Raw genomic sequence first — 18,355 nt, forward strand, 5'->3', positions numbered from 1 at the left:
TCACTGGCGAAGTCGACGAGCGACCACCCTGGGCAGTACTTGTACGCCCCTGAGCGACTGGTCGTCGGCGGCGTGCTCGCGCGGATTGTGACTGATGCCGCCACGGCTGGGAACGAAGATCGTTGGCCAGCGCGTTCTGACTTGACCCCCGCCCTCGCCGCCGCCTTCGCCCCGAATGCTCCGGCTCACAACTGCAACCCCAGCAACTGCGAGACGCCCTCGGCCGCGTCGCGCAGCAGCCCCGGCTGGCTGGCGACGTAGGGGCTGGCGCCGCCCTTCTCCTGTTCGAACCAGGCGGCGAAGCGGCGCACGTCCTCGGCGCGGTGGAAGGCGACCATCAGCTCGTAGTTGAGGAACAGGCTGCGGCTGTCGAAGTTGGCGGAGCCGCTCAGCGCCAGCGTCTCGTCGAACACCGCCAGCTTGCCGTGCATCATCCCCGGCGCCAGCCAGATGCGCGCCCCGGCAGCGGCCAGCGTGCGCAGCGGCCGCCCCCGGGCCAGGTCGGACAGGCGGTGATTGGAACGCGCCGGCAGCAGCAGGTCGACCGCCACCCCGCGGCGCGCGGCCAGGCACAGCGCCATCAGCAGGGCCGTCTCGGGAACGAAGTACGGCGTGGCCAGGGCGATGCGCTGGCGGGCCTGGTAGGCGCCGCTGACCAGCAGCGCGTAGACGGTGTCGTCGGCCTGGTCCGGGCCGGAAGCGACCAGTTGCGCCCCGCCGGGCACAAACCCCGCCGGGGCACAGCCGGGATGGCTGGCCGGCAGGCCCCTGGCGAAGGCCCAGTCGCGCTCGAACAGCGCGCTGGCCTGGGCGCTCAGTGGCCCGCGCAGGTCGAAGCTCAGGTCGCCCCACGGCGCGGCGCCGGACTTGCCCTCGAAGTATTCCGCCGCCAGGTTGCGTCCTCCGCACCACAGCCGGCATTCGGCCCGCCCCGCATCGGCGATCAGCAGCTTGCGATGGTTGCGCAGGTTGGTCGGCGAGCGCAGCGGGGCGTGCAGCGGCGGCGCGAACAGCGCCAGCTCGCCGCCGGCGGCGGTCAGGCGCTGCAGGTTCGGCCGGCGGGCCATCAGGATGCCCATGCCGTCCAGCAACAGCCGGACACGCACGCCGGCGCGGGCCTTCCGGCAGAGCCGGTCGAGCACAGCCTCGCCGAGGTCATCGCGGCCGATGAGGAAGGTGCACAGGTCGAGCGAGACCTGCGCCGCGTCGATGGTGGCCCACAGTGCCTCGCCGGCCTGCCGGCCGTCCGTGTGCACGTTCAGCTCGCGGTAGTGCGCCGGCGCGGGCTGGCCGAGCGTCATGATGGTTTCGACGGCCCAGCCGCCGGCGCGGCCCTCGGCACTGGGTGCAGCCACCGGCGCGAGCGGCGGACGGGCCAGCTTGCGGGTGCCGAACAGCAGGAAGGCCGGCAGGGCCAGGTAGGGCAGCAGCAGGATGAACAGCATCCAGGCGACCGCCGCCACGGGATGCCGGCGCTGGCGCCGCACATGGGAGTTGACGACGTAGACGAGGACGGCCACCACGGTGATCAGGCCATCCAGCGTGAGCCAGTGGATGAGGGACAGCTCGGACAGCATGGACGACACCTCGGCCGCTGGAGCGCGGCGGCTCCATGAAGTGTCGCTGCTTATGGGGAAACTGCGAGCGCAGCGAGCACAAAGCGATGCCCGCCTGCGCCCCGGTGCCGCCCGGCTGCCACAGCTCCTCGACCAGCAGTACGGCCTGGCTGTACTTCATGGCGCCGCGCAAGCTGGAAGGCTGATCCGGCGTTTCTGTCTGCTGGAAATCGCCGCTTCAGAACAGCTCCATCTGCCCATCCACCAGCCGCCGGAAGTCGCTGTGCACGAAGGGCAGGATGGCGTCGGCCACCGGCTGCAGCTGGCGCGTCACGTAGTGGTCGTAGTCGATGGGCGCCTGGCGGGACTCCAGAGGCTCGGGCCCGGCGGTGGTGATCACGTAGCTGATCCAGCCGCCGCGCTGGTACTGCAGCGGGCGTCCGTGGCGGGCGTTGAACTGGTCGGCCAGACGCGCCGCCCGCACATGGGGCGGCACGTTGCGTTCGTAGTCGTCCAGGCGCCGGCGCAGGCGCTTGCGGTAGATCAGCAGCTCGTCCAGCTCGCCCGCCAGGGTGCGGCGCACGTAGTCGCGCACATAGTCCTCGAACGGCTGCCGGTCGAAGATGCGCCGGTAGAGCTCCTGCTGGAACTCCCGGGCCAGCGGCGACCAGTCGGTACGCACGGTTTCCAGGCCCTTGAACACCATCTCCTCGCTGCCGTCGGCGCGCCGCACCAGGCCGGCGTAGCGCTTCTTGCTGCCCTCCTCGGCGCCGCGGATGGTGGGCATCAGGAAGCGCCGGTAGTGGGTCTCGAACTGTAGTTCGAGGGCGCTGTCGAGGCCGAACTCGGCCGTCAGGTGCTCGCGCCACCACTGGTTGACCTGCTGCACCAGCTCGCGGCCGATGCGGCTGGCGTCTTCCTCCTCGTGCGCGCGGCCGAGCCAGACGAAGGTGGAGTCGGTATCGCCGTAGATCACCTGGTAGCCGCGCGCCTCGATCAGCTCGCGGGTGCGGCGCATGATCTCGTGCCCGCGCATGGTGATCGAGGACGCCAGGCGCGGGTCGAAGAAGCGGCAGCCACTCGAGCCGAGCACGCCGTAGAAGGCGTTCATGATGATCTTCAAGGCCTGGGCCAGCGGCTGGTTGCCGTCGCGCTTGGCCGCGTCGCGCCCCTCCCAGACCCGCGCGACTATCGCCGGCAGACAGTGCCGGGTGCGCGAGAAGCGCGCGCCGCGGAAACCCGGCACCGAGTGCGCGTCGTCGCTCTGGCGCAGCCCTTCGATCAGGCCGACCGGGTCGATCAGGAAGGTGCGGATGATCGACGGGTACAGGCTCTTGTAGTCCAGCACCAGCACCGACTCGTAGAGGCCCGGGCGCGAATCCATCACGAAACCGCCGGGACTGGCCTCCGGCAGGCGCTCGCCGAGGTTGGGCGCGACGAAGCCCAGGCGGTGCATCAGCGGCAGGTACAGGTGGGTGAAGGCCGCCACCGAGCCGCCGCTACGGTCGGCGGCCAGGCCGGTGACCGTGGCCCGTTCGAGCAGGAACGACAGCAGCTCGGCCTTGGCGAAGATGCGCGTCACCAGCTCGCAGTCCTTGAGGTTGTAGCGCGCCAGCGCCGGCTTGTCCTCGGCGAAGCGGCGGTCGATCTCGGCCATCCGCTGGTAGGGGTTGTCGATCGCCTTGCCCTCGCCCAGCAGCGTCTGCGCCACGTTCTCCAGGCTGAACGAGGGGAAGTTCCAGGTCGCCGAACGCAGCGCCTCGATGCCGTCGATGATCAGCCGCCCGGCGGCCTCGGCGAAGAAGTGGCCGTTGCGGCTGCCATGTTCGCGCCAGCCCAGCTCGTCGCCAGCGCGCCCCAGGCGCAGCGGCACCTTCAGGCGCTGGGCGTGCTCGCGCAGCACGCGCAGGTCGAACTGCACCAGGTTCCAGCCGATGATGGCGTCGGGGTCATGGCGCGCCAGCCAGTCGTTGAGCCGCTCCAGCAGCTCGCCGCGGCTGGCGCAATACTCCAGGGCGAAGTCCAGCCCGCTCGCCTCGCCATTGGCCGGGCCGAGCATGTACACCTGGCGCTGGCCGCAGCCTTCCAGGGCGATGGAATACAGATCGCCGCGGCTGTTGGTCTCGATGTCGAGGGAGACCAGGCGCAGGCGCGGACGATAGTCGGGGGCAGGACGCAACTGGGCATCCAGCAGCACACCGTCGTCAGCCGGCGTACCGGCGAAGGTCAGCGGCGCGGTGATGAAGCGCTCCATCAGGAAACGCTCGGGCGGACGAATGTCGGCCTCGTAGACATCCACGCCACCGGCGCGCAGGACCTTTTCCAGACGCAGCAGCTGCGCGTACTGCCGGCAGTAGAGGCCGAGCACCGGGCGGTGATGGAAGTCGCGCAGCTCCAGCTCGCGCAGCTCGGCATCCGCCTCGCCCTTGAGCAGCTGCTCGGCGCGCCGGCGCTGCTCGGCGGGGACGAAGGCCACCGCAGGCTGCACGGGCACCCGCACGCGGCGCGGGCCGGCGTCGGTCGCCAGCCAGAACTCGACCTCGCTGCCCGCCAACGTGTCGCGCCAGTGCCGCGTCAGCACGAAACCCAGTTGCCCTTCCACGCCGATGACCTTGAGAAAATGCCGACAGGGGAATTCTACGTGCTCGGTGGTGGGGCGGCGAACTGGCGGGCGGGGCTGGCGATGTCCGCCAAAGGGTAATTCCCCCCTTAGTCACAGCTCAGGCAGCTACTCAGCAGGGACCGATCAAAGTCCAATCTCATTGAGGCAGCACTACGCAGTGCTGCGTGATACCGCCTGCATGCCTGATAGCGGTTCGGAGCCTGTGCCAAGCCCCACTGACCATGTCATGCCGGTCCTACCCGACGAAGGGTACGCTCCTCATTGCGTGTCCGGCCTCTTCGGCCAATCCCGAGGAATCAGCGCATCCTCTGAAAGCTTGTTCCAACGTTTGCGAGTGGCAGCGACGTAACGAGGATCATCCCCGAAGAATGCGTGCTCGATAAGCAGCACCTGCAAACCCTTCTGGGCAGCTGTCTCCTTGAACAGGAAGTCTAGATGTCGGCGCATGGCTGAAACCTCTTCGTTCTCCCCAATGTCCGATTCGTCTTCACCGCGTTGCGGGTAGTAAGGTCGACTGATCTGGTCGAACGCGAGAAACGCTGGCACTGGTGCTTTGATCTCTCCCAAGTATCTCTGAAGCGCGAAGGACAGCGCGATGTGGATAGCTAGATAGTTCTCGTCCGACCCCGCGTCATGCAGCCGCAAAACAGCGCCCGAGCCCTCCTCGATGATCGCAACATCTGGTGGCTTGGAGGAGAACTCAAGTTCCGCCCCAATGCAAGGTGCAACCGTAGGCAATTTGGCGAATGCCTCCGAAAGATACTGGGAAACTTTACGTTCAGCACGGGAAAGCAATACTTGCTTGGCGGCGCTGTCGAAGAGTGATTCCAGTCTATGAATCTGCTCACGCAGGACACTCAAATCTGTACCAGGCAGCGGTGTAGCCGGATTCATTTCCAGAAACTGTGACACCTTACCCAGCAGGTGAGAGTGGTATCGGGCCAAGCTATCCAGTTGCTTGGCCTCATCACTCTGTCGAACCCAGGTCTTTATGCGTTCATCGGTTTCACGCAGCTTGAGGTTAAGGCGAGCAACTTCGATCTGCAATGAGTTTTCATGTTCGATCAGGCGCGGCCTGACATTCTCAACTGCCACGCTCTCCGATTGAACAATCCTCATGGAGTGGCGAATAGCTTCAGAAATCGCAATGCCGCGCTCAGTCGGAGTATCGCACAACGGGCATGTGTCAGCTGTCGGCTGAAGGTGCTCCGCAATTTTCAATTTCTCGTACTGGCGTCGTACAGCACCCTGAAAACCCATCATGTCCTCAAGGGCCGACCGGGTCGCACGAGATTGCCTGCGCGCCTTTTCGATGTCACTCAGCAAGCTGCGCCGAGTATTGTACAGGTTACCGAGCTCACTCTCATTGGGATTCGATACGCTTTTTGCATTGATACGCTTGACCCGCAGCAGGGCGGCCTCAAGTTCCTTCTCGGAAGCGTCGTCCGAGGGGAGGTCACACAGGCCACTGCGGCTGGCATCCAGCAGTAAGCGCATGGCGTGCTTCTTGTAATCGCTGCCCGCTGCCAGGCGAGTCCGCTGCTGTCGCTCCTCTCGCTCAAGCTGCTTGCGAAGATCGCGCAATCGCCGCTCTTGAAGCACGGTGTCTTCGCTCACGACGCATAAAAAGTAGGGCATCGTCTCAATAATCGCCGGGGCCTCATCAGCCTGATCCAGCCCATGGAGCAAAGCCGTTTCATTATAGATGACATCCTTCGGGACGAACATGTAGGCCGTCGCGTGGCGCACCGTTGGCCGCCATTTACGGGCGGTCTTGTCATCGGAGGCGTCAGACACACAGCCGATGCCAAATGCTCGCTCGATGAATGCTTTACCAGCATCGACTGTTGTCGCACCTTGGAGCTGGTCAACAGCATTGGGAATAGGCAAATTCCGCCCATTGCTGACGAACATTTTGATACTGGTGCCTTGGCCTACAGGTGGGACGAGCCGCGCAGTGATCATTTGCGCGTCACCTAGCACCCATTTCACACCCACCGCGACACTGTGGCGTTTTACGTGAGCTGCGAGCTCACATTTGCTGGAGCCGAGGCAATAGTCGATGGCCTTGATCAGGGTTGATTTACCAGTGCCGGATGCACCGGTGAAGATGTTCACCTCACCCAGCTTCAGATCAAGGATGCGAACCCGCCCGCCTTCACCGATGAAAAAAATGTTTGAGATATTCCAGCGGCTCATAACTCCAGCCCCATCATGTCGAATACAGTCCGTGTAGTACCAGCTAGGGCAAACCAGCAGCCCAAGCGGTCGATATTCTTGAAAACCTTCTGAGTTTCCTCACTCAATTGCTTAGTGAGATCTTTGCGCAACGGGGATGCCCCCAGGACTAAACGACCCTCGGCATTGACTATCAGCAATTGGCTGAAGCACGCAAATCGGATCGCTTCGGTGACAATATCCAGTGAGCCATTCACTCGATCAGCAAGCCGGATCTGTACGACCGGGCTGCGATGAAGCCACGCCAACAGGCCCGTCCTTCGGTCGGTACGATCAAACGTGGACGCTAGGTCACCTGACAGTGCCAGAGGCAGCGCTGCGTAACACAGCGTGATGTCTGGCGGCGTGTTGCTCCGAGAGCAGTACTCTGAAACGAAATGGGTCAGTAATGCAGCGCAATATGCCGGATTGGTTTCGGCAAAAATGTCGTGGGCGATGGCCATACTCTAGTCCTTGAGAAGCTTCAGATAGTCGGCGTGCCACCCCACCTGCAGATCAATGGCCAGTACTTGATAGGTGCCCCGCACGTAATAGTGCCCGCTCCAGCTAGGCGCGATCGGTTCAACCTCTTTCGGTGCCAAGTCGTGAGTCCAGCGCAGGAGATCCAACCCTTTGGATTCAACCTCAGAAGGGCTTAGGTGCTCACAGTCCTCGGCCATTCGAGCGTGGAGATCCGACCAATGCTCGGCGAGCTTCGCGTCATAGCCTGCAATCTTCGAGCGCATCTGAGGCTTATCGACGATCCATTTCGATCGCTGCTTCGCAGCTCTCCATTGTTCACGGACAGCCCTAGAAATATCTGAGGGTCGCCCCTGAACCAAAGCGATTTGACGATAAAGCATACCGTCAGCCTTATAGTCATCTGGATGGCTGACCATATCGAAGTCAGCGACCAGCTTTTCGTCATCCAAATGAGCGATGATGGAGGAGATACTGTGCTCCATCTCGCTGCGCTGAATCACCCGATCGCGCTTGCCACACAGAGTGTAAATCACCTGCTGATCCCACCACTCGAGCAGGCGCTCAGCGGCTTGGAAACGCTGCTCTTTCGGAAGGATGTGCAGGTATTTGGACAGCGCCTCAGGGATCTGCCCAACAGTTACGTTGCCATGTTGAATACGGATTCGCCGCAGCAGGCTGGATCTGGTCGACGCATCAAGAGCACGAAAGGCCTCACAGCCCTTGACACGCGAGGCATGACGAGGCTTTACACAGGCAGCTTGGTCGGCAGCGCGCTCCTCGATCACTCTATTGGCTTCCTCAAGCATCGCCTGGAGCAAAGGCTCTCGATCAGCCTGCGTATCGCACAGAGCCATCAAAGGAGAATCGCTGGGTACGCTGCCTACTGAAACAAGATGAAAGGTCGTATCGGCAAGTGACACGAGGGGAATGGCGTCAATCCATACCTTGATGGTTTTCCACAGCGCTACGCATGCTAGGGTGACGGGGGGCGGATTTTCCTGGATGGAATGCTTGAGCTGGTACAGGAGGGTCTGGCCATTGGCCTTGAGCTCCACGTCGTCCAGCCTCTCGATGGCCACAGCAGCATCATCAGCTGTCTGCGATACCAGAGTCAGTAACGCGAACTGGCTCTGGTAGTAAAATCCCAAAGCGGCTGCCGTCGCTTCATGAACCGTGTTTGACTCTGCGCCTTCCATCACCCGAACAAACGCCTCCCTGGTGCAACATGCGATCCAATCCAATCGCAAAATGATACCAGAGTACCTGGACCACCTGATGGATCAGGCCAGCCCGCAGCAGATCGCCCTGGCGGCGGAGAACTCGGGCTGTGCCTGCGTGGCCTTCACCTACAACGATCCGGTGATCTTCGCCGAATACGCCATCGATACGGCCATCGCCTGCCGCGCGCGCGGCATCCGCACGGTGGCGGTGACCTCCGGCTACATCCATGCCGAGCCGCGCCGCGAACTCTTCGCGGTGATGGACGCGGCGAATGTCGACCTCAAGGCCTTCACCGACGAGTTCTATTTCAAGCTCACCGGCGCGCATCTGCAGCCGGTGCTGGATACCCTGGTCTATCTGCGCCACGAAACCGACGTCTGGACGGAGATCACCACCCTGCTGATCCCGGACCACAACGATTCGAACTGGGAGATCGAGGCCCTGTGCGCCTGGGTATTCAGGGAGCTGGGGCCGGAGGTGCCGCTGCACTTCACCGCCTTCCACCCCGACTTCAAGATGCTCGAAACCCCGCGCACCCCGCCGGCAACGCTCAGGCGCGCCCGGCAGATCGCCCTGGCGCAGGGGCTGCACTATGTCTACACGGGCAACGTGCACGATGCCGAGGGCGGCACGACCTTCTGTCCGGGCTGCGGCGCGCCCCTGATCGAGCGTGACTGGCACCGCATCCTGCACTACCGGCTGACCGCCGAGGGCCGCTGTCCGCAGTGCCACACCGCCATCGCCGGGCGCTTCGACCAGCAGGCCGGCGCGTTCGGCCAGCGCCGGATTCCGCTGCGGCTGAACCCGCAGTCCTGAACGGCTGGCCTCCCGTCGATGGGCCGCAGCGGCGCTGCGCCGGCTAGCGCCCGGGCGGAGCGACGGCAGCCGATGCCGGTTGGGCGCCGGCAACAGCGGCAGCCTCGGCGACCGGGTGCGGCTGGGCCGGGGCCGCACGCCGCGCCACCAGCAACACTCCCGCCAGCACCAGGCCGGCCCCGGCCAGCTGCGCCAGGGAAACCGGCTCGGCGAGCAACAGCCAGGCGAAGAAGATCGTCAGCATCGGGCCCAGGGTGCCGATCAGCACGGTGCGCGCCGCGCCGATGCGCTGCACGGCGGCCGATTGCCAGAACACCGGCAGCACCGTGGAAAACAGGGCCATGCCCGCGCCATACAGGTAAACCGGTGCAGGCTGGTTCAGCACGGAAATCGGCTGGCTGAGCACGAAGTGAATCTGCGTCGCCAAGGTCGAGACGATGATCCCCAGCGCGGCAAAGCGCATGGAGCCGACGCGCTTGATGGCGATCTCCGCGCCGGCACTGTACAGCGCATAGGACAGCGCCGAACCGAACACGAAGGCCGCGCCCAGCAGCACCACCCCCATGTCGTCGGCCACCTGCAGGTCGTGGGCGAACGCCAGGCCAATGCCAGCGTAGGACAGCAGCAGCGCGCCGATCTGCCGTCGCTCCAGGCGCTTGCCCATGAACAGCACGCCGATCAGCACGGTCAGGGTCGGATAGACGAACAGGATCAGCCGCTCCAGAGCGGCAGAGATGTACTGCAAGCCTACGAAGTCGAGGATGCTGGCCCCGTAGTAACCGAGCAGCCCCAGCAGGATCAGCAGCCCCCAGTCCTGGCGAGTCAGCGCGGGGCCGCTGCGCAACAGCGAAAGGCTGACCCAGAGCACCACCGGCAAGGCAAAGGTCATCCGCAGGGTCAGCAGCGTGACGGCATCCACGGGCGCTGCGGCATAGGCCAGCTTGACGAAGATCGCCTTAAACGAAAAACCGAATGCCGCGAGTATCGCCAGCACGATGCCCCAGCGCTCGGCCGACCAGTTGTTCCACGCCATGGCAGATCACCTCTCAGACTTTTTCTGAGACGAATGATCACGCCAAGCGAAACCCGGTTAAATTGGCTTTTCCGCAATACAGCGTTCGGATTCGACCAAGCCTATGCACTACGATCTGACCGACCTGCGCCTGTTCGTCGCCATTGCCGAGGCGCGCAACCTCACCCGCGGCGCCGAGCGCGTCCATCTGGCGGCCTCTTCGGCCAGCCATCGCATTCGCCTGCTGGAAGAGTCGACGGGCACGCCGTTGCTGGTTCGCCAGGCCCGCGGCGTCAGCCTGACCCGTGCCGGCGATGTGCTGCTACGCCACGCGCGCCAGGTTTTCGCCCAGCTCGAACAGATGCATGCTGACCTCAGCCCCTATGCCAAGGGGGTGCGCGGCCACGTCAGCCTGTGGGCCAACACCCACGCCACCCATGCCTTCCTGCCGGACAGCCTGGCGACCTTCCTGCAGCGTCACCCCCAGGTGGGTATCTCGCTGGAAGAGCACACCAGCCCCGAAGTGGTCCTGGCCGTCGCCCGCGGCGAGGTGGAGGTCGGAGTCGTGGCCGATACGGTGGCCGGCGCCGAAGTGGAGCTGATCCCCTATCGCGCCGACCGCCTGGTACTGATCGCCCCGCCCGACCACCCGCTGGCCAGACGCGCCCGTACCGCCTTTGCCGAGGTGCTGGACCACCCCTTCGTGATGCTGCATGCCGGCTCGGCCATTCACACCTTCACCATGAACGCCGCCGCCGCGCTCGGCCGCCATCTGGAGGTGCGCATCCAGGTGCGCAGCTTCGAGGCCGTGTGCCGCATGGTCAGCGCCGGCGTCGGTCTGGGCCTGGTGCCGCGCAGCGCCATCGCCGAACACAGCCAGCGCTTGCCGCTGGCCGTTGTCGAACTGGAGGAACCCTGGGCACAGCGCGACCTGCAGGTGTGCGTGCGCAAGCGCGAGCTGCTGTCGCGCTTCGCCGCGGACCTGGTCGACTGCCTGACCGACAGCAGGTTGGAACCGAGATGACGCAGGCGCCATCGGCCAGGTAGCCGCATCGCACAGCGACCGCCAGCGAGAAAGAACGGTCAGCTCGGCGCGCAGCTGCTTTGGGCCGCACGCTGTCGCTGGAGAGTGGCCGGAAGCAAACGTTCAGAGCACAAAAATCTGCCCCTTGGCCGACGACCCTGGCCAAGACTCAATACAATCTGCGCCCGATAACCCTGAGCCATGAACATGGCTGCATCGAACAAGGAACCCGCCCCCATGGCCTCCCCGGATAAACAGCAAAAACGTGCCCAGCGGGCCAAAGTCAAGGCCAAGCAGAACCGGTCGGGCAAAGCCAAGGCCAATGTCGTACATCCGCTGCTGGCCAATCCGCTGGTCAACGAGCCATTCGATGATGTCGAAATCGACCTGAGCACCTTCGACTTCAAAGACATCGAGGAGAACGGTTTCGATCCGGCGCACTTCGACGACCTGTTCCAGGCGATGAAGGTCGGCGAAGGCATCAGCCTGCTCGCGATGTGCCTGGTGTTTCTGCAGTACCCGGTGCTGGAGCTGGTGGTCGCCGAGGAAGAGGAAGACGCAGCCATCGACTTCATGATGGGCCTGCTGATCGCCTATCGCGGGTTCTTCCACGATGAAGACGAAGACACGGCAGTGAATTGGATCAGCAGCGCCGCCTTCCAGACTGCCTACAACGAAGCGTCGATGATCCTGCAGAAGAAGTACGCCCGCGGCACCTCGAGCGACCGAGCTTAGCCGCGAGCCGAGCAGCCACGGTTGGCAAGTCCATTCGAGCGAGAGCGGTGCGAGCAGGCCGGCGCGTTCGGCCAGCGCCGGATTTCGCTGCGGCTGGACCCTCGGCCCTGAGCGTCAGCTCAGAACTGCCTGACCAGCGCCGCCACCAGGATGCCGGCAGCGATGGCGGGCAGCGGTTTTTTCAGCAGCAGCATGGTGGCGGCCGTCGCCAGCAGGGCCAGCCTTGCGCCGGTGTCCCCCTGCAGCGCCATGGGAGCCAGCAGCGCCACCAGCACGGAGCTGGCCATGGCGCCGATGAACTGTTTCACCCGGTAGCCGATGGGCACGAACGACATCACGTAGACACCGCCCCAGCGTGTCGCCAGGGTCACTACCGCCATTAGCAGCACCAGGATCAGTGCGCCGGAACCCGTCGCATCAAGACTCACGTTTCTTCTCCGCCAGGAAGGTTCCGGTCAAGCCACCTGCCAGCGCACCGACGACGACATGGCTGTTGTCCGGCAGGAACCAGTAGGCCAGCAGGGAGGCGCCGGCCGCGACGACCCAGATGGTCAGGATGCGCAGGTTCTTTTCCCCGCCCACCACCATGGCCAGCAGGAAGCAGCCCATCACCATGTCCAGCCCCAGACTCCGGGGATCGTGGATGGCCCCGCCAAAGCAGATGCCCAGCCAGGTGCCCACCACCCAGAACGACCAGAGGGCGAGGCCGCCGCCCAGCAGCAGGCCGATCCCCGGCTGGCCGCGGCCGAACGCCTGCATGGACATGGCCCAGTTGGCATCGGAGGCCAGGAGCATGACGCCATAGCGCCTGGCCGGCGGCAGCTGGCGCAGCCACGGATAGAGTGTCGCCCCCATCAGCAGATGCCGGGCATTGATGGCGAACACGGTGAGCACCAGGGTGAAGAGCGGAACCTGGGGCCCCCACAGCTCCAATGCGGCGAACTGGGAGGCGCCGGCGAAGACCAGCGTGCTCATCGCCATGATCACCGAGTCCTGCAGCCCTGCCTGCACGGCGGCCAGGCCGAAGGCCGCGCCGAATACCGTGACGAACAGGGAGATGGGAACGAGCTGCCTGAAGCCAGCCCACACCATCTGGCGATCGAACTCGTGCAGGGTGGTATCCGTGCCCGTCATGCCGCAGCCTCTCTGCTCGTCGATGTCGATTCCGCTGCTGCAACGGGCGTCGCAGCAGGCTCAGGCCGCGACTATGCGCGCCGCCGAGCAGAAAGGAAAACGCATAATCCTGCTGTATGCTATTTGATATTCGAATGCCAGAGCGTGCCCCATGACCTTCCAGGACCTGCAGATCGACTGGCTGAAATGCTTCGTTGCCGTGGTGGATGCCGGCTCGCTGTCCGGCGCGGCGCCGGAGGTGCATCGCTCCCAGTCGGCCGTGAGCATGCAGCTCAAGAAGCTCGAAGCGGCGCTGGGCTGCCAGTTGCTGGTGCGCGGCCCCCGGCAGCATCAACTCACGGCACAGGGGCAGCTGCTGCTGGGCTATGCGCGGCGGATGCTCGACCTGCACGCGGAAACCCAGGCGGCGTTTCACGGCGAGGAACTGGCCGGCCGCATCCGCCTGGGCGTCCCGGACGATTATGCCGCGCGTTACCTGACCCCCGTGCTCAAGCGCTTCGCGCCCCATCATGGCGCGGTGGAGATCGAGCTGAACTGCGAGCAGTCGACCGCGCTGATCCCCCGTGTCGAGCGCGGCGATCTCGACCTGGCGCTGGTTTCCCGGGACCAGCCGCGACACGGCACCCTGCTGTTCCATGAGCCGATGGTGTGGGTCGGTTCCGCCCAGTTCGAGGTCTGGAGACGCGACCCGCTGCCCATCGCGGTCTATGAAAGCACCAGCCTGGCCAGGCGCAGCGCCCTTAACTCCCTGGCCCTGCAGGGGCGCCGCTACAAGGTGGTGTACAACAGCTCGAGCCTGGCCGGACAGATTGCCGCCGTCGAGAGCGGGCTGGCCGTCGCGGTGCTGACCCAGTGCAGCGTGCCCGCCGGCCTGCAGATCCTGGGTGGCGAACATGGCCTGGGGCCGCTCGAACCCATGGAGGTCGCGGTGTATCGCAGCCGGGCCTCGCAGGGCTGCAAGGCCGTGGACAGCCTGCACAACCTGCTGATCAGGACGCTCAGGCATTCGGCGGCAGCCTGAAGGACGGCGCCGGCGAATTCGAAAGCAAGACCCGGAGTGTGTCCGCCCCCGGCCGGGCCTACAGTAGGCAGCGTCGAACTCGTGGGATAATCCGGACATGTCCAAGCCAACCGAACAACCTGCTGCAGCGACCCTGTCCGACCCGCGCTGGGCCCGGGTGGTCGCCCGCGACCCGCAAGCCGATGGCCGCTTCTGCTACGCGGTGCGGACCACGGGCGTCTACTGCCGCCCCTCGTGCGGCTCGCGCACGCCGCGGCCAGAGAACGTCCGCTTCTTCGCCTCGGCCGCCGCCGCCGAGCGGGCGGGCTTCCGCCCGTGCAAGCGCTGCAAGCCCGACCAGGCGCCCCTCGCCGAGCGGCAGGCCGCCCTGGTGGCCGCGCTGTGCCGGCAGATCGAGGCCGCGGACACGCCGCCCAGCCTGGCGGAGCTGGCGCGCGGCGCCGGGATGAGCGCCTTCCACCTGCATCGCCTGTTCAAGGCGGTCACCGGCGTGACGCCGAGGGCCTACGCGGCGGAACTCCGCGCCCGCAAGGTCCGCGCGACGCTGGGCGGCGGCGGCAGGATCACCGATGCGATCTACGCGGCCGGCTACAACTCGGCCGGCCGCTTCTACCAGGAGTCGGCACACCTGCTGGGCATGCCTCCCGGGAGCTTCCGCGACGGCGGCAACCGGGCGGTCATCCGCTTCGCGGTGGGCGAGTGCTCGCTGGGCTCGATCCTGGTCGCCGCCAGCGAACGCGGCGTCTGCGCCATCCTGCTCGGCGACGATCCCGATGCCCTGGCCCGCGACCTCCAGGACCGCTTCCCCAAGGCCGAGCTGATCGGCGCGGATGCCGCCTTCGAGCAACTGGTGGCCACGGTCGTCGGCTTCGTGGAAATGCCCGGGCGCGGACTCGACCTGCCCCTCGACGTGCGCGGCACCGCCTTCCAGCAGCGCGTCTGGCAGGCGCTGCGGGAAATCCCGGCCGGCACCACGGCGAGCTATGCGGAAATCGCCCAGCGCATCGGTGCGCCCAAGGCCGTGCGCGCCGTGGCGGGCGCCTGCGCGGCCAACGCGCTGGCCGTGGCGATTCCCTGCCATCGGGTGGTGCGCAGCGACGGCGGGCTTTCCGGCTATCGCTGGGGGGTGGAGCGCAAGCGGGCGCTGCTCGAGCGGGAGGCCACGCCGTGACCACCAAGCTTTCCTGCACCATGGCGCTGGGCGCCACCTTCCGCCCCCAGGATATCCTGGCCTTCCATCGCCGCGACCCGCAGGCCATCGCCGAGCGGGTCGACGCGACCGCGCTGCACAAGGGCCTCGTCTGGGGCGATGCCGCGGCCTGCCTGTCCATCGAATTCCACCGCGACCGGGCACAGGCATGCCTGTCCGTCGACGGCGCAGTGGCGGAGGCCGGACAGCCGGCCTTCGAGGCCATGGTCCGCCGCATGCTCGGCCTGGAGCAGGACGTGGAGGCCTTCGAACAGCGCCACCGCCGCCATCCCCAGCTCGGCCCCCTGATCGCCCGGCAGGCCGGCCTGCGCGTGCCGCTCGCCGCCACCCCGTTCGAGGCGCTGACCTGGGCGATCACCGGCCAGCAGATCAGCGTCGGCGCCGCCGTCGCCCTTCGCCGCAAGCTGGTGATGGCGGCGAACGTGCGTCATTCCGGCGGCCTGCTGTGCTACCCGCAGGCTCCCCAGGTCGCCGGGCTGAGCGAAGCGACCCTGCGCCAGGCCGGCTTCTCGGCGACCAAGGCCGGCGCCCTGCTGACCCTCGCCAGAGGGGTGGTGGAGCAGCGCCTTCCCCTCGACGCCTGGATGCACACGCTCCCGGTCGAGGAGGTCCGGACGCAGCTCGAGGCGCTGCGCGGCATCGGCCCCTGGACGGTCAACTACGCGCTGCTGCGCGGTTTCGGCTGGCTGGACGGCTCGCTGCATGGCGATGCCGCCGTGCGCCGCGGGCTGCAGGCGCTACTCGGCCAGCCGGAGCAGGTCAGCGAGGCGCAGGCGCGGGCCTGGCTGGCGGAGTTCTCGCCCTGGCGCGCGCTGGTCGGCGCGCATCTCTGGGCGATGCAGTCCTCTGCCGCCTATTGAGCGAACCGACCCGGACCAGGCAACGCCTTGCCGCGACCTTCGCCATCGGTGGCTCAGTAGGCGCCGGCGAAGTCGACTTCGCCGTGCAGCGCCTCGCCGGCCTGGTAACGCGCCAGGTTGTCGACGAACAGCCGGGCCAGCGCGGCCGGCACCAGCGGGCCGGCGATGTGCCCGGTCAGCGTCAGGCCCGGCGCGTCCCAGAACGGATGCTGCGCCGGCAGCGGCTCCTCGCGGAACACGTCGAGGACCGCACCGGCCAGCCGGCCCTCCTGCAGGGCGTGCAGCAGCGCCGCGTCCACCACCGCGCTGCCCCGCCCCACGTTGACGAACAGCGCACCCGGCGCGACGGCGTGGAAAAAGCTCTCATCGTAGAGGTCGGCGGTCTGCGGCGTGTCGGGCAGGATGTTGACGATGTAGTCGGCCGCGCCGGCCTCGGCGTGCAGCGCGTCGAGCCCGGCGATCCGCTCGAAGTGCTCGAGCGGGCGCGGCCGGTGGGCGATGCCGGTCAGGCGCAGGCCGAAGGGCGCCAGCAGGCGGGCGACCTCGCGACCGATCTCGCCGGCACCGACGATCAGCAGCCGGCGCCCGAACAGGCTGCCTGGAATCCGCGCATCCCACTGGCGCTGCCGCTGGCTTTCCCGGCGCGCCCGCAGCTGCTGCTCGTGTTCGAGCAGGTGGGCGAGCAGGTACTCGGCGATCGGCTGGCCGAACACGCCGACGGCGCGGCTCAGCCGGTAATCGCGGGGCAGATCGGCCGCCAGCAGCGGCCGGTAGCCCGCCCAGGTCGACTGCAGCCACTGCGGGCGCAGCCCGGCGCGCAGCAGCGGCACCAGCCGGTCCGGCTCGCCCAGCCAGATCGTGCAACGGCGCAGCGCCTCTGGTGCGGTGTCCGCCGCGATCAGTTCGAGATCGCCGCACAGGGCGTGCAGCGCGGCGCGCAGTTCGGGGTTGCGGGCATCGGCGAGAAGGATGGGGCCCATCGCGGCGGCTCCTGAGGTCGGCGGGATCGACCCGCGACTATACGCGCGCACGCTGCGCCCCTGAAGCGCCGCGCACGCCATGTGGTCCGCCCGAGCCTGCTTCCTCGTCAGCCGCGCAGCATCGTCGCCTCGTCCTGATCCGGCCGGACTGCACCACTGTCATCGTCAGGCCGCGGCCACGGCGGCGTGTCTCGGCAGGCCGATGGAAATCAGCGCGGCGAGCAGCACGAAGGCGCTGGATACCCACAGGCAGGCCTCGAGGCCCCAGGCCTGGAACACCCAGCCGGACAGCAGCGTGCCGATCAGCCGGCCGAGGGCGTTGGACATGTAGTAGAAGCCGACGTCCAGCGAGACCCCGTCCTCCTTGGCGTAGCTGACGATCAGGTAGCTGTGCAGCGAGGAGTTGATGGCGAACAGCGCGCCGAACAGCAGCAGGCCGCCGATCAGCACCGTCTGTGCGGACAGCTCCGAGCCCAGGCCCAGGGCGATGGCCGCCGGCAGTCCGGCCAGCAGCGCCGCCCAGACGAAGGCCGCACGGCCGTCCGGCACCCTGCCGCTGCGCTTGCCGGTGAAGTACGGCGCGAACGACTGCACGAAGCCGTAGCCGATCACCCACACGGCGAGGAAGCCGCCGACCTGCCAGAAGTCCCAGCCGAAGCTGGCGGACAGGTAGACCGGCAGGGCCACCACGAACCACACGTCGCGGGCGCCGAACAGGAACAGGCGCGCGGCGGAGAGGATGTTGATCGCCCGGCTCTTCGACAGCAGGTCGCGGAACTTGGGCTTGCTCTTGGCCTTGCCGAGGTCCTTCTTCAGCGTCACCAGGCTGGCCAGCCAGATCAGCGCCAGCGCCGCCGCCATGGCCAGTACCGCGCCGGTGAAGCCGATCGCCGTCAGCAGCGCGCCACCGAGGAAGAAACCGACGCCCTTGAGGGCGTTCTTCGAGCCGGTCAGCAGCGCCACCCACTTGTACAGGGTGCCCTGCTGCGAGTCGGCCACCAAGAGCTTGATCGAACTCTTGGCGCTCATCTTGTTGAGATCCTTGGCGATCCCGGACAGCGCCTGCGCCGCCATCACCCAGGGCACGGTGAGCATGGCCGCCGGCACGGTGAGCATCAGCAGCGCCGCCACCTGCAGGCCGAGGCCGATGTTCATGGTGCGATTGAGGCCCAGATGGGCGCCCAGCCAGCCGCCGACCAGGTTGGTGACCACGCCGAAGATCTCGTAGAACAGGAACAGCGCGGCGATCTGCAACGGGCTGTAGCCGAGGCCATGGAAGTGCAGCACCACCAGCATGCGCAGGGCGCCGTCGGTAAGGGTGAAGGCCCAGTAGTTGCCGGTGACCAAGAGGTACTGGCGGATTTCGGGAGAGAGACGGGACAGGGCGTGCATGGGGTAATCCAGGCGACGGAGGTGGATCAGATACAGGATGGGGAAGCCGCTGCGCGACCCGCCCCACCCTG

At 66.4% G+C, this 18,355-nt stretch carries 16 protein-coding genes; 6 read left to right on the plus strand and 10 right to left on the minus strand.

The window, feature by feature from the left end:
- Positions 1–185: 185 nt before the first annotated feature.
- The 5 genes from RA210_RS17880 to RA210_RS17900 form a co-directional block, all read right to left on the minus strand.
- Complete coding sequence (locus RA210_RS17880) at positions 186–1,577, minus strand: phospholipase D-like domain-containing protein (RefSeq protein ID WP_201487492.1); 1,392 nt, start codon at positions 1,575–1,577, stop codon at positions 186–188.
- A gap of 217 nt (positions 1,578–1,794) precedes the next feature.
- Positions 1,795–4,158: a DNA polymerase II gene (locus RA210_RS17885; protein ID WP_201487493.1), complete on the minus strand. Its 2,364-nt coding sequence runs from the start codon at positions 4,156–4,158 to the stop codon at positions 1,795–1,797.
- Positions 4,159–4,437: 279 nt separating this feature from the next.
- Positions 4,438–6,378 (minus strand): DUF3732 domain-containing protein, encoded by a 1,941-nt coding sequence (locus RA210_RS17890; protein ID WP_201487494.1) that lies wholly within the window; start codon positions 6,376–6,378, stop codon positions 4,438–4,440.
- Positions 6,375–6,860 (minus strand): three component ABC system middle component, encoded by a 486-nt coding sequence (locus tag RA210_RS17895; RefSeq protein ID WP_201487495.1) that lies wholly within the window; start codon positions 6,858–6,860, stop codon positions 6,375–6,377. The genes RA210_RS17890 and RA210_RS17895 overlap by 4 nt, the downstream gene beginning before the upstream one ends.
- A gap of 3 nt (positions 6,861–6,863) precedes the next feature.
- Positions 6,864–8,075 (minus strand): ABC-three component system protein, encoded by a 1,212-nt coding sequence (locus tag RA210_RS17900; RefSeq protein ID WP_201487496.1) that lies wholly within the window; start codon positions 8,073–8,075, stop codon positions 6,864–6,866.
- A 79-nt stretch (positions 8,076–8,154) separates the two neighbouring features.
- Between RA210_RS17900 and amrS the strand changes: the two genes are divergently transcribed.
- The gene (gene amrS / locus RA210_RS17905) at positions 8,155–8,916 is read left to right on the plus strand and encodes an AmmeMemoRadiSam system radical SAM enzyme (RefSeq protein ID WP_201487497.1); all 762 of its coding nucleotides are present in this window, start codon (positions 8,155–8,157) and stop codon (positions 8,914–8,916) included.
- Between the two features lie 43 nt (positions 8,917–8,959).
- Here amrS and RA210_RS17910 read toward each other — a convergent pair whose 3' ends face one another.
- On the minus strand, positions 8,960–9,949 hold the full coding sequence (locus RA210_RS17910; protein ID WP_201487498.1) for a DMT family transporter: 990 nt from the start codon (positions 9,947–9,949) through the stop codon (positions 8,960–8,962).
- A 103-nt stretch (positions 9,950–10,052) separates the two neighbouring features.
- Between RA210_RS17910 and RA210_RS17915 the strand changes: the two genes are divergently transcribed.
- Both RA210_RS17915 and RA210_RS17920 read left to right on the plus strand, forming a co-directional pair.
- A complete protein-coding gene (locus RA210_RS17915; RefSeq protein WP_136489489.1) occupies positions 10,053–10,952 on the plus strand; it encodes a LysR substrate-binding domain-containing protein in 900 nt (299 codons plus the stop codon).
- A gap of 237 nt (positions 10,953–11,189) precedes the next feature.
- Positions 11,190–11,687, plus strand: coding sequence for a hypothetical protein (locus RA210_RS17920; RefSeq protein ID WP_201487598.1), 498 nt, complete (start codon positions 11,190–11,192; stop codon positions 11,685–11,687).
- A gap of 119 nt (positions 11,688–11,806) precedes the next feature.
- On the opposite strand, the gene RA210_RS17925 is transcribed toward RA210_RS17920, so the two are convergent.
- Positions 11,807–12,115: an AzlD family protein gene (locus RA210_RS17925; RefSeq protein WP_201487499.1), complete on the minus strand. Its 309-nt coding sequence runs from the start codon at positions 12,113–12,115 to the stop codon at positions 11,807–11,809.
- Positions 12,105–12,821 (minus strand): AzlC family ABC transporter permease, encoded by a 717-nt coding sequence (locus RA210_RS17930; RefSeq protein WP_201487500.1) that lies wholly within the window; start codon positions 12,819–12,821, stop codon positions 12,105–12,107. Before RA210_RS17930 ends, RA210_RS17925 begins: the two co-directional genes overlap by 11 nt.
- 151 nt (positions 12,822–12,972) lie before the next feature.
- Here RA210_RS17930 and RA210_RS17935 point away from each other — a divergent pair, with 151 nt between their 5' ends.
- The 3 genes from RA210_RS17935 to RA210_RS17945 all read left to right on the plus strand — a co-directional run bounded on the left by RA210_RS17935 (position 12,973) and on the right by RA210_RS17945 (position 15,912).
- Entirely contained in the window at positions 12,973–13,842 is an 870-nt protein-coding gene (locus RA210_RS17935; protein WP_201487501.1) for a LysR family transcriptional regulator, read from the plus strand.
- A gap of 97 nt (positions 13,843–13,939) precedes the next feature.
- Complete coding sequence (gene ada / locus RA210_RS17940; protein ID WP_201487502.1) at positions 13,940–15,013, plus strand: bifunctional DNA-binding transcriptional regulator/O6-methylguanine-DNA methyltransferase Ada; 1,074 nt, start codon at positions 13,940–13,942, stop codon at positions 15,011–15,013.
- Entirely contained in the window at positions 15,010–15,912 is a 903-nt protein-coding gene (locus RA210_RS17945) for a DNA-3-methyladenine glycosylase family protein (RefSeq protein WP_201487503.1), read from the plus strand. Before ada ends, RA210_RS17945 begins: the two co-directional genes overlap by 4 nt.
- Before the next feature lie 53 nt (positions 15,913–15,965).
- On the opposite strand, the gene RA210_RS17950 is transcribed toward RA210_RS17945, so the two are convergent.
- Both RA210_RS17950 and arsJ read right to left on the minus strand, forming a co-directional pair.
- Positions 15,966–16,892 (minus strand): D-2-hydroxyacid dehydrogenase, encoded by a 927-nt coding sequence (locus tag RA210_RS17950; RefSeq protein ID WP_201487504.1) that lies wholly within the window; start codon positions 16,890–16,892, stop codon positions 15,966–15,968.
- Between the two features lie 165 nt (positions 16,893–17,057).
- On the minus strand, positions 17,058–18,284 hold the full coding sequence (gene arsJ, locus RA210_RS17955; protein ID WP_201487505.1) for an organoarsenical effux MFS transporter ArsJ: 1,227 nt from the start codon (positions 18,282–18,284) through the stop codon (positions 17,058–17,060).
- Between the last annotated feature and the right edge of the window lie 71 nt (positions 18,285–18,355).

The sequence above is a fragment of the Pseudomonas sp. OF001 genome, from assembly GCF_904426495.1.
In the GTDB taxonomy this organism is placed as follows: domain Bacteria; phylum Pseudomonadota; class Gammaproteobacteria; order Pseudomonadales; family Pseudomonadaceae; genus Geopseudomonas.

What these genes read in the sequence shown, in the direction of transcription:
- RA210_RS17920 (WP_201487598.1), top strand. Translation starts at nt 11,190, where the DNA reads ATGGCCTCCCCGGATAAACAGCAAAAACGTGCCCAGCGGGCCAAAGTC.
- RA210_RS17935 (WP_201487501.1), top strand. Translation starts at nt 12,973, where the DNA reads ATGACCTTCCAGGACCTGCAGATCGACTGGCTGAAATGCTTCGTTGCC.
- arsJ (WP_201487505.1), bottom strand. Translation starts at nt 18,284, where the DNA reads ATGCACGCCCTGTCCCGTCTCTCTCCCGAAATCCGCCAGTACCTCTTG.
- RA210_RS17880 (WP_201487492.1), bottom strand. Translation starts at nt 1,577, where the DNA reads ATGCTGTCCGAGCTGTCCCTCATCCACTGGCTCACGCTGGATGGCCTG.
- RA210_RS17950 (WP_201487504.1), bottom strand. Translation starts at nt 16,892, where the DNA reads ATGGGCCCCATCCTTCTCGCCGATGCCCGCAACCCCGAACTGCGCGCC.
- RA210_RS17930 (WP_201487500.1), bottom strand. Translation starts at nt 12,821, where the DNA reads ATGACGGGCACGGATACCACCCTGCACGAGTTCGATCGCCAGATGGTG.
- RA210_RS17895 (WP_201487495.1), bottom strand. Translation starts at nt 6,860, where the DNA reads ATGGCCATCGCCCACGACATTTTTGCCGAAACCAATCCGGCATATTGC.
- ada (WP_201487502.1), top strand. Translation starts at nt 13,940, where the DNA reads ATGTCCAAGCCAACCGAACAACCTGCTGCAGCGACCCTGTCCGACCCG.
- RA210_RS17890 (WP_201487494.1), bottom strand. Translation starts at nt 6,378, where the DNA reads ATGAGCCGCTGGAATATCTCAAACATTTTTTTCATCGGTGAAGGCGGG.
- RA210_RS17910 (WP_201487498.1), bottom strand. Translation starts at nt 9,949, where the DNA reads ATGGCGTGGAACAACTGGTCGGCCGAGCGCTGGGGCATCGTGCTGGCG.
- amrS (WP_201487497.1), top strand. Translation starts at nt 8,155, where the DNA reads ATGGATCAGGCCAGCCCGCAGCAGATCGCCCTGGCGGCGGAGAACTCG.
- RA210_RS17900 (WP_201487496.1), bottom strand. Translation starts at nt 8,075, where the DNA reads ATGGAAGGCGCAGAGTCAAACACGGTTCATGAAGCGACGGCAGCCGCT.
- RA210_RS17915 (WP_136489489.1), top strand. Translation starts at nt 10,053, where the DNA reads ATGCACTACGATCTGACCGACCTGCGCCTGTTCGTCGCCATTGCCGAG.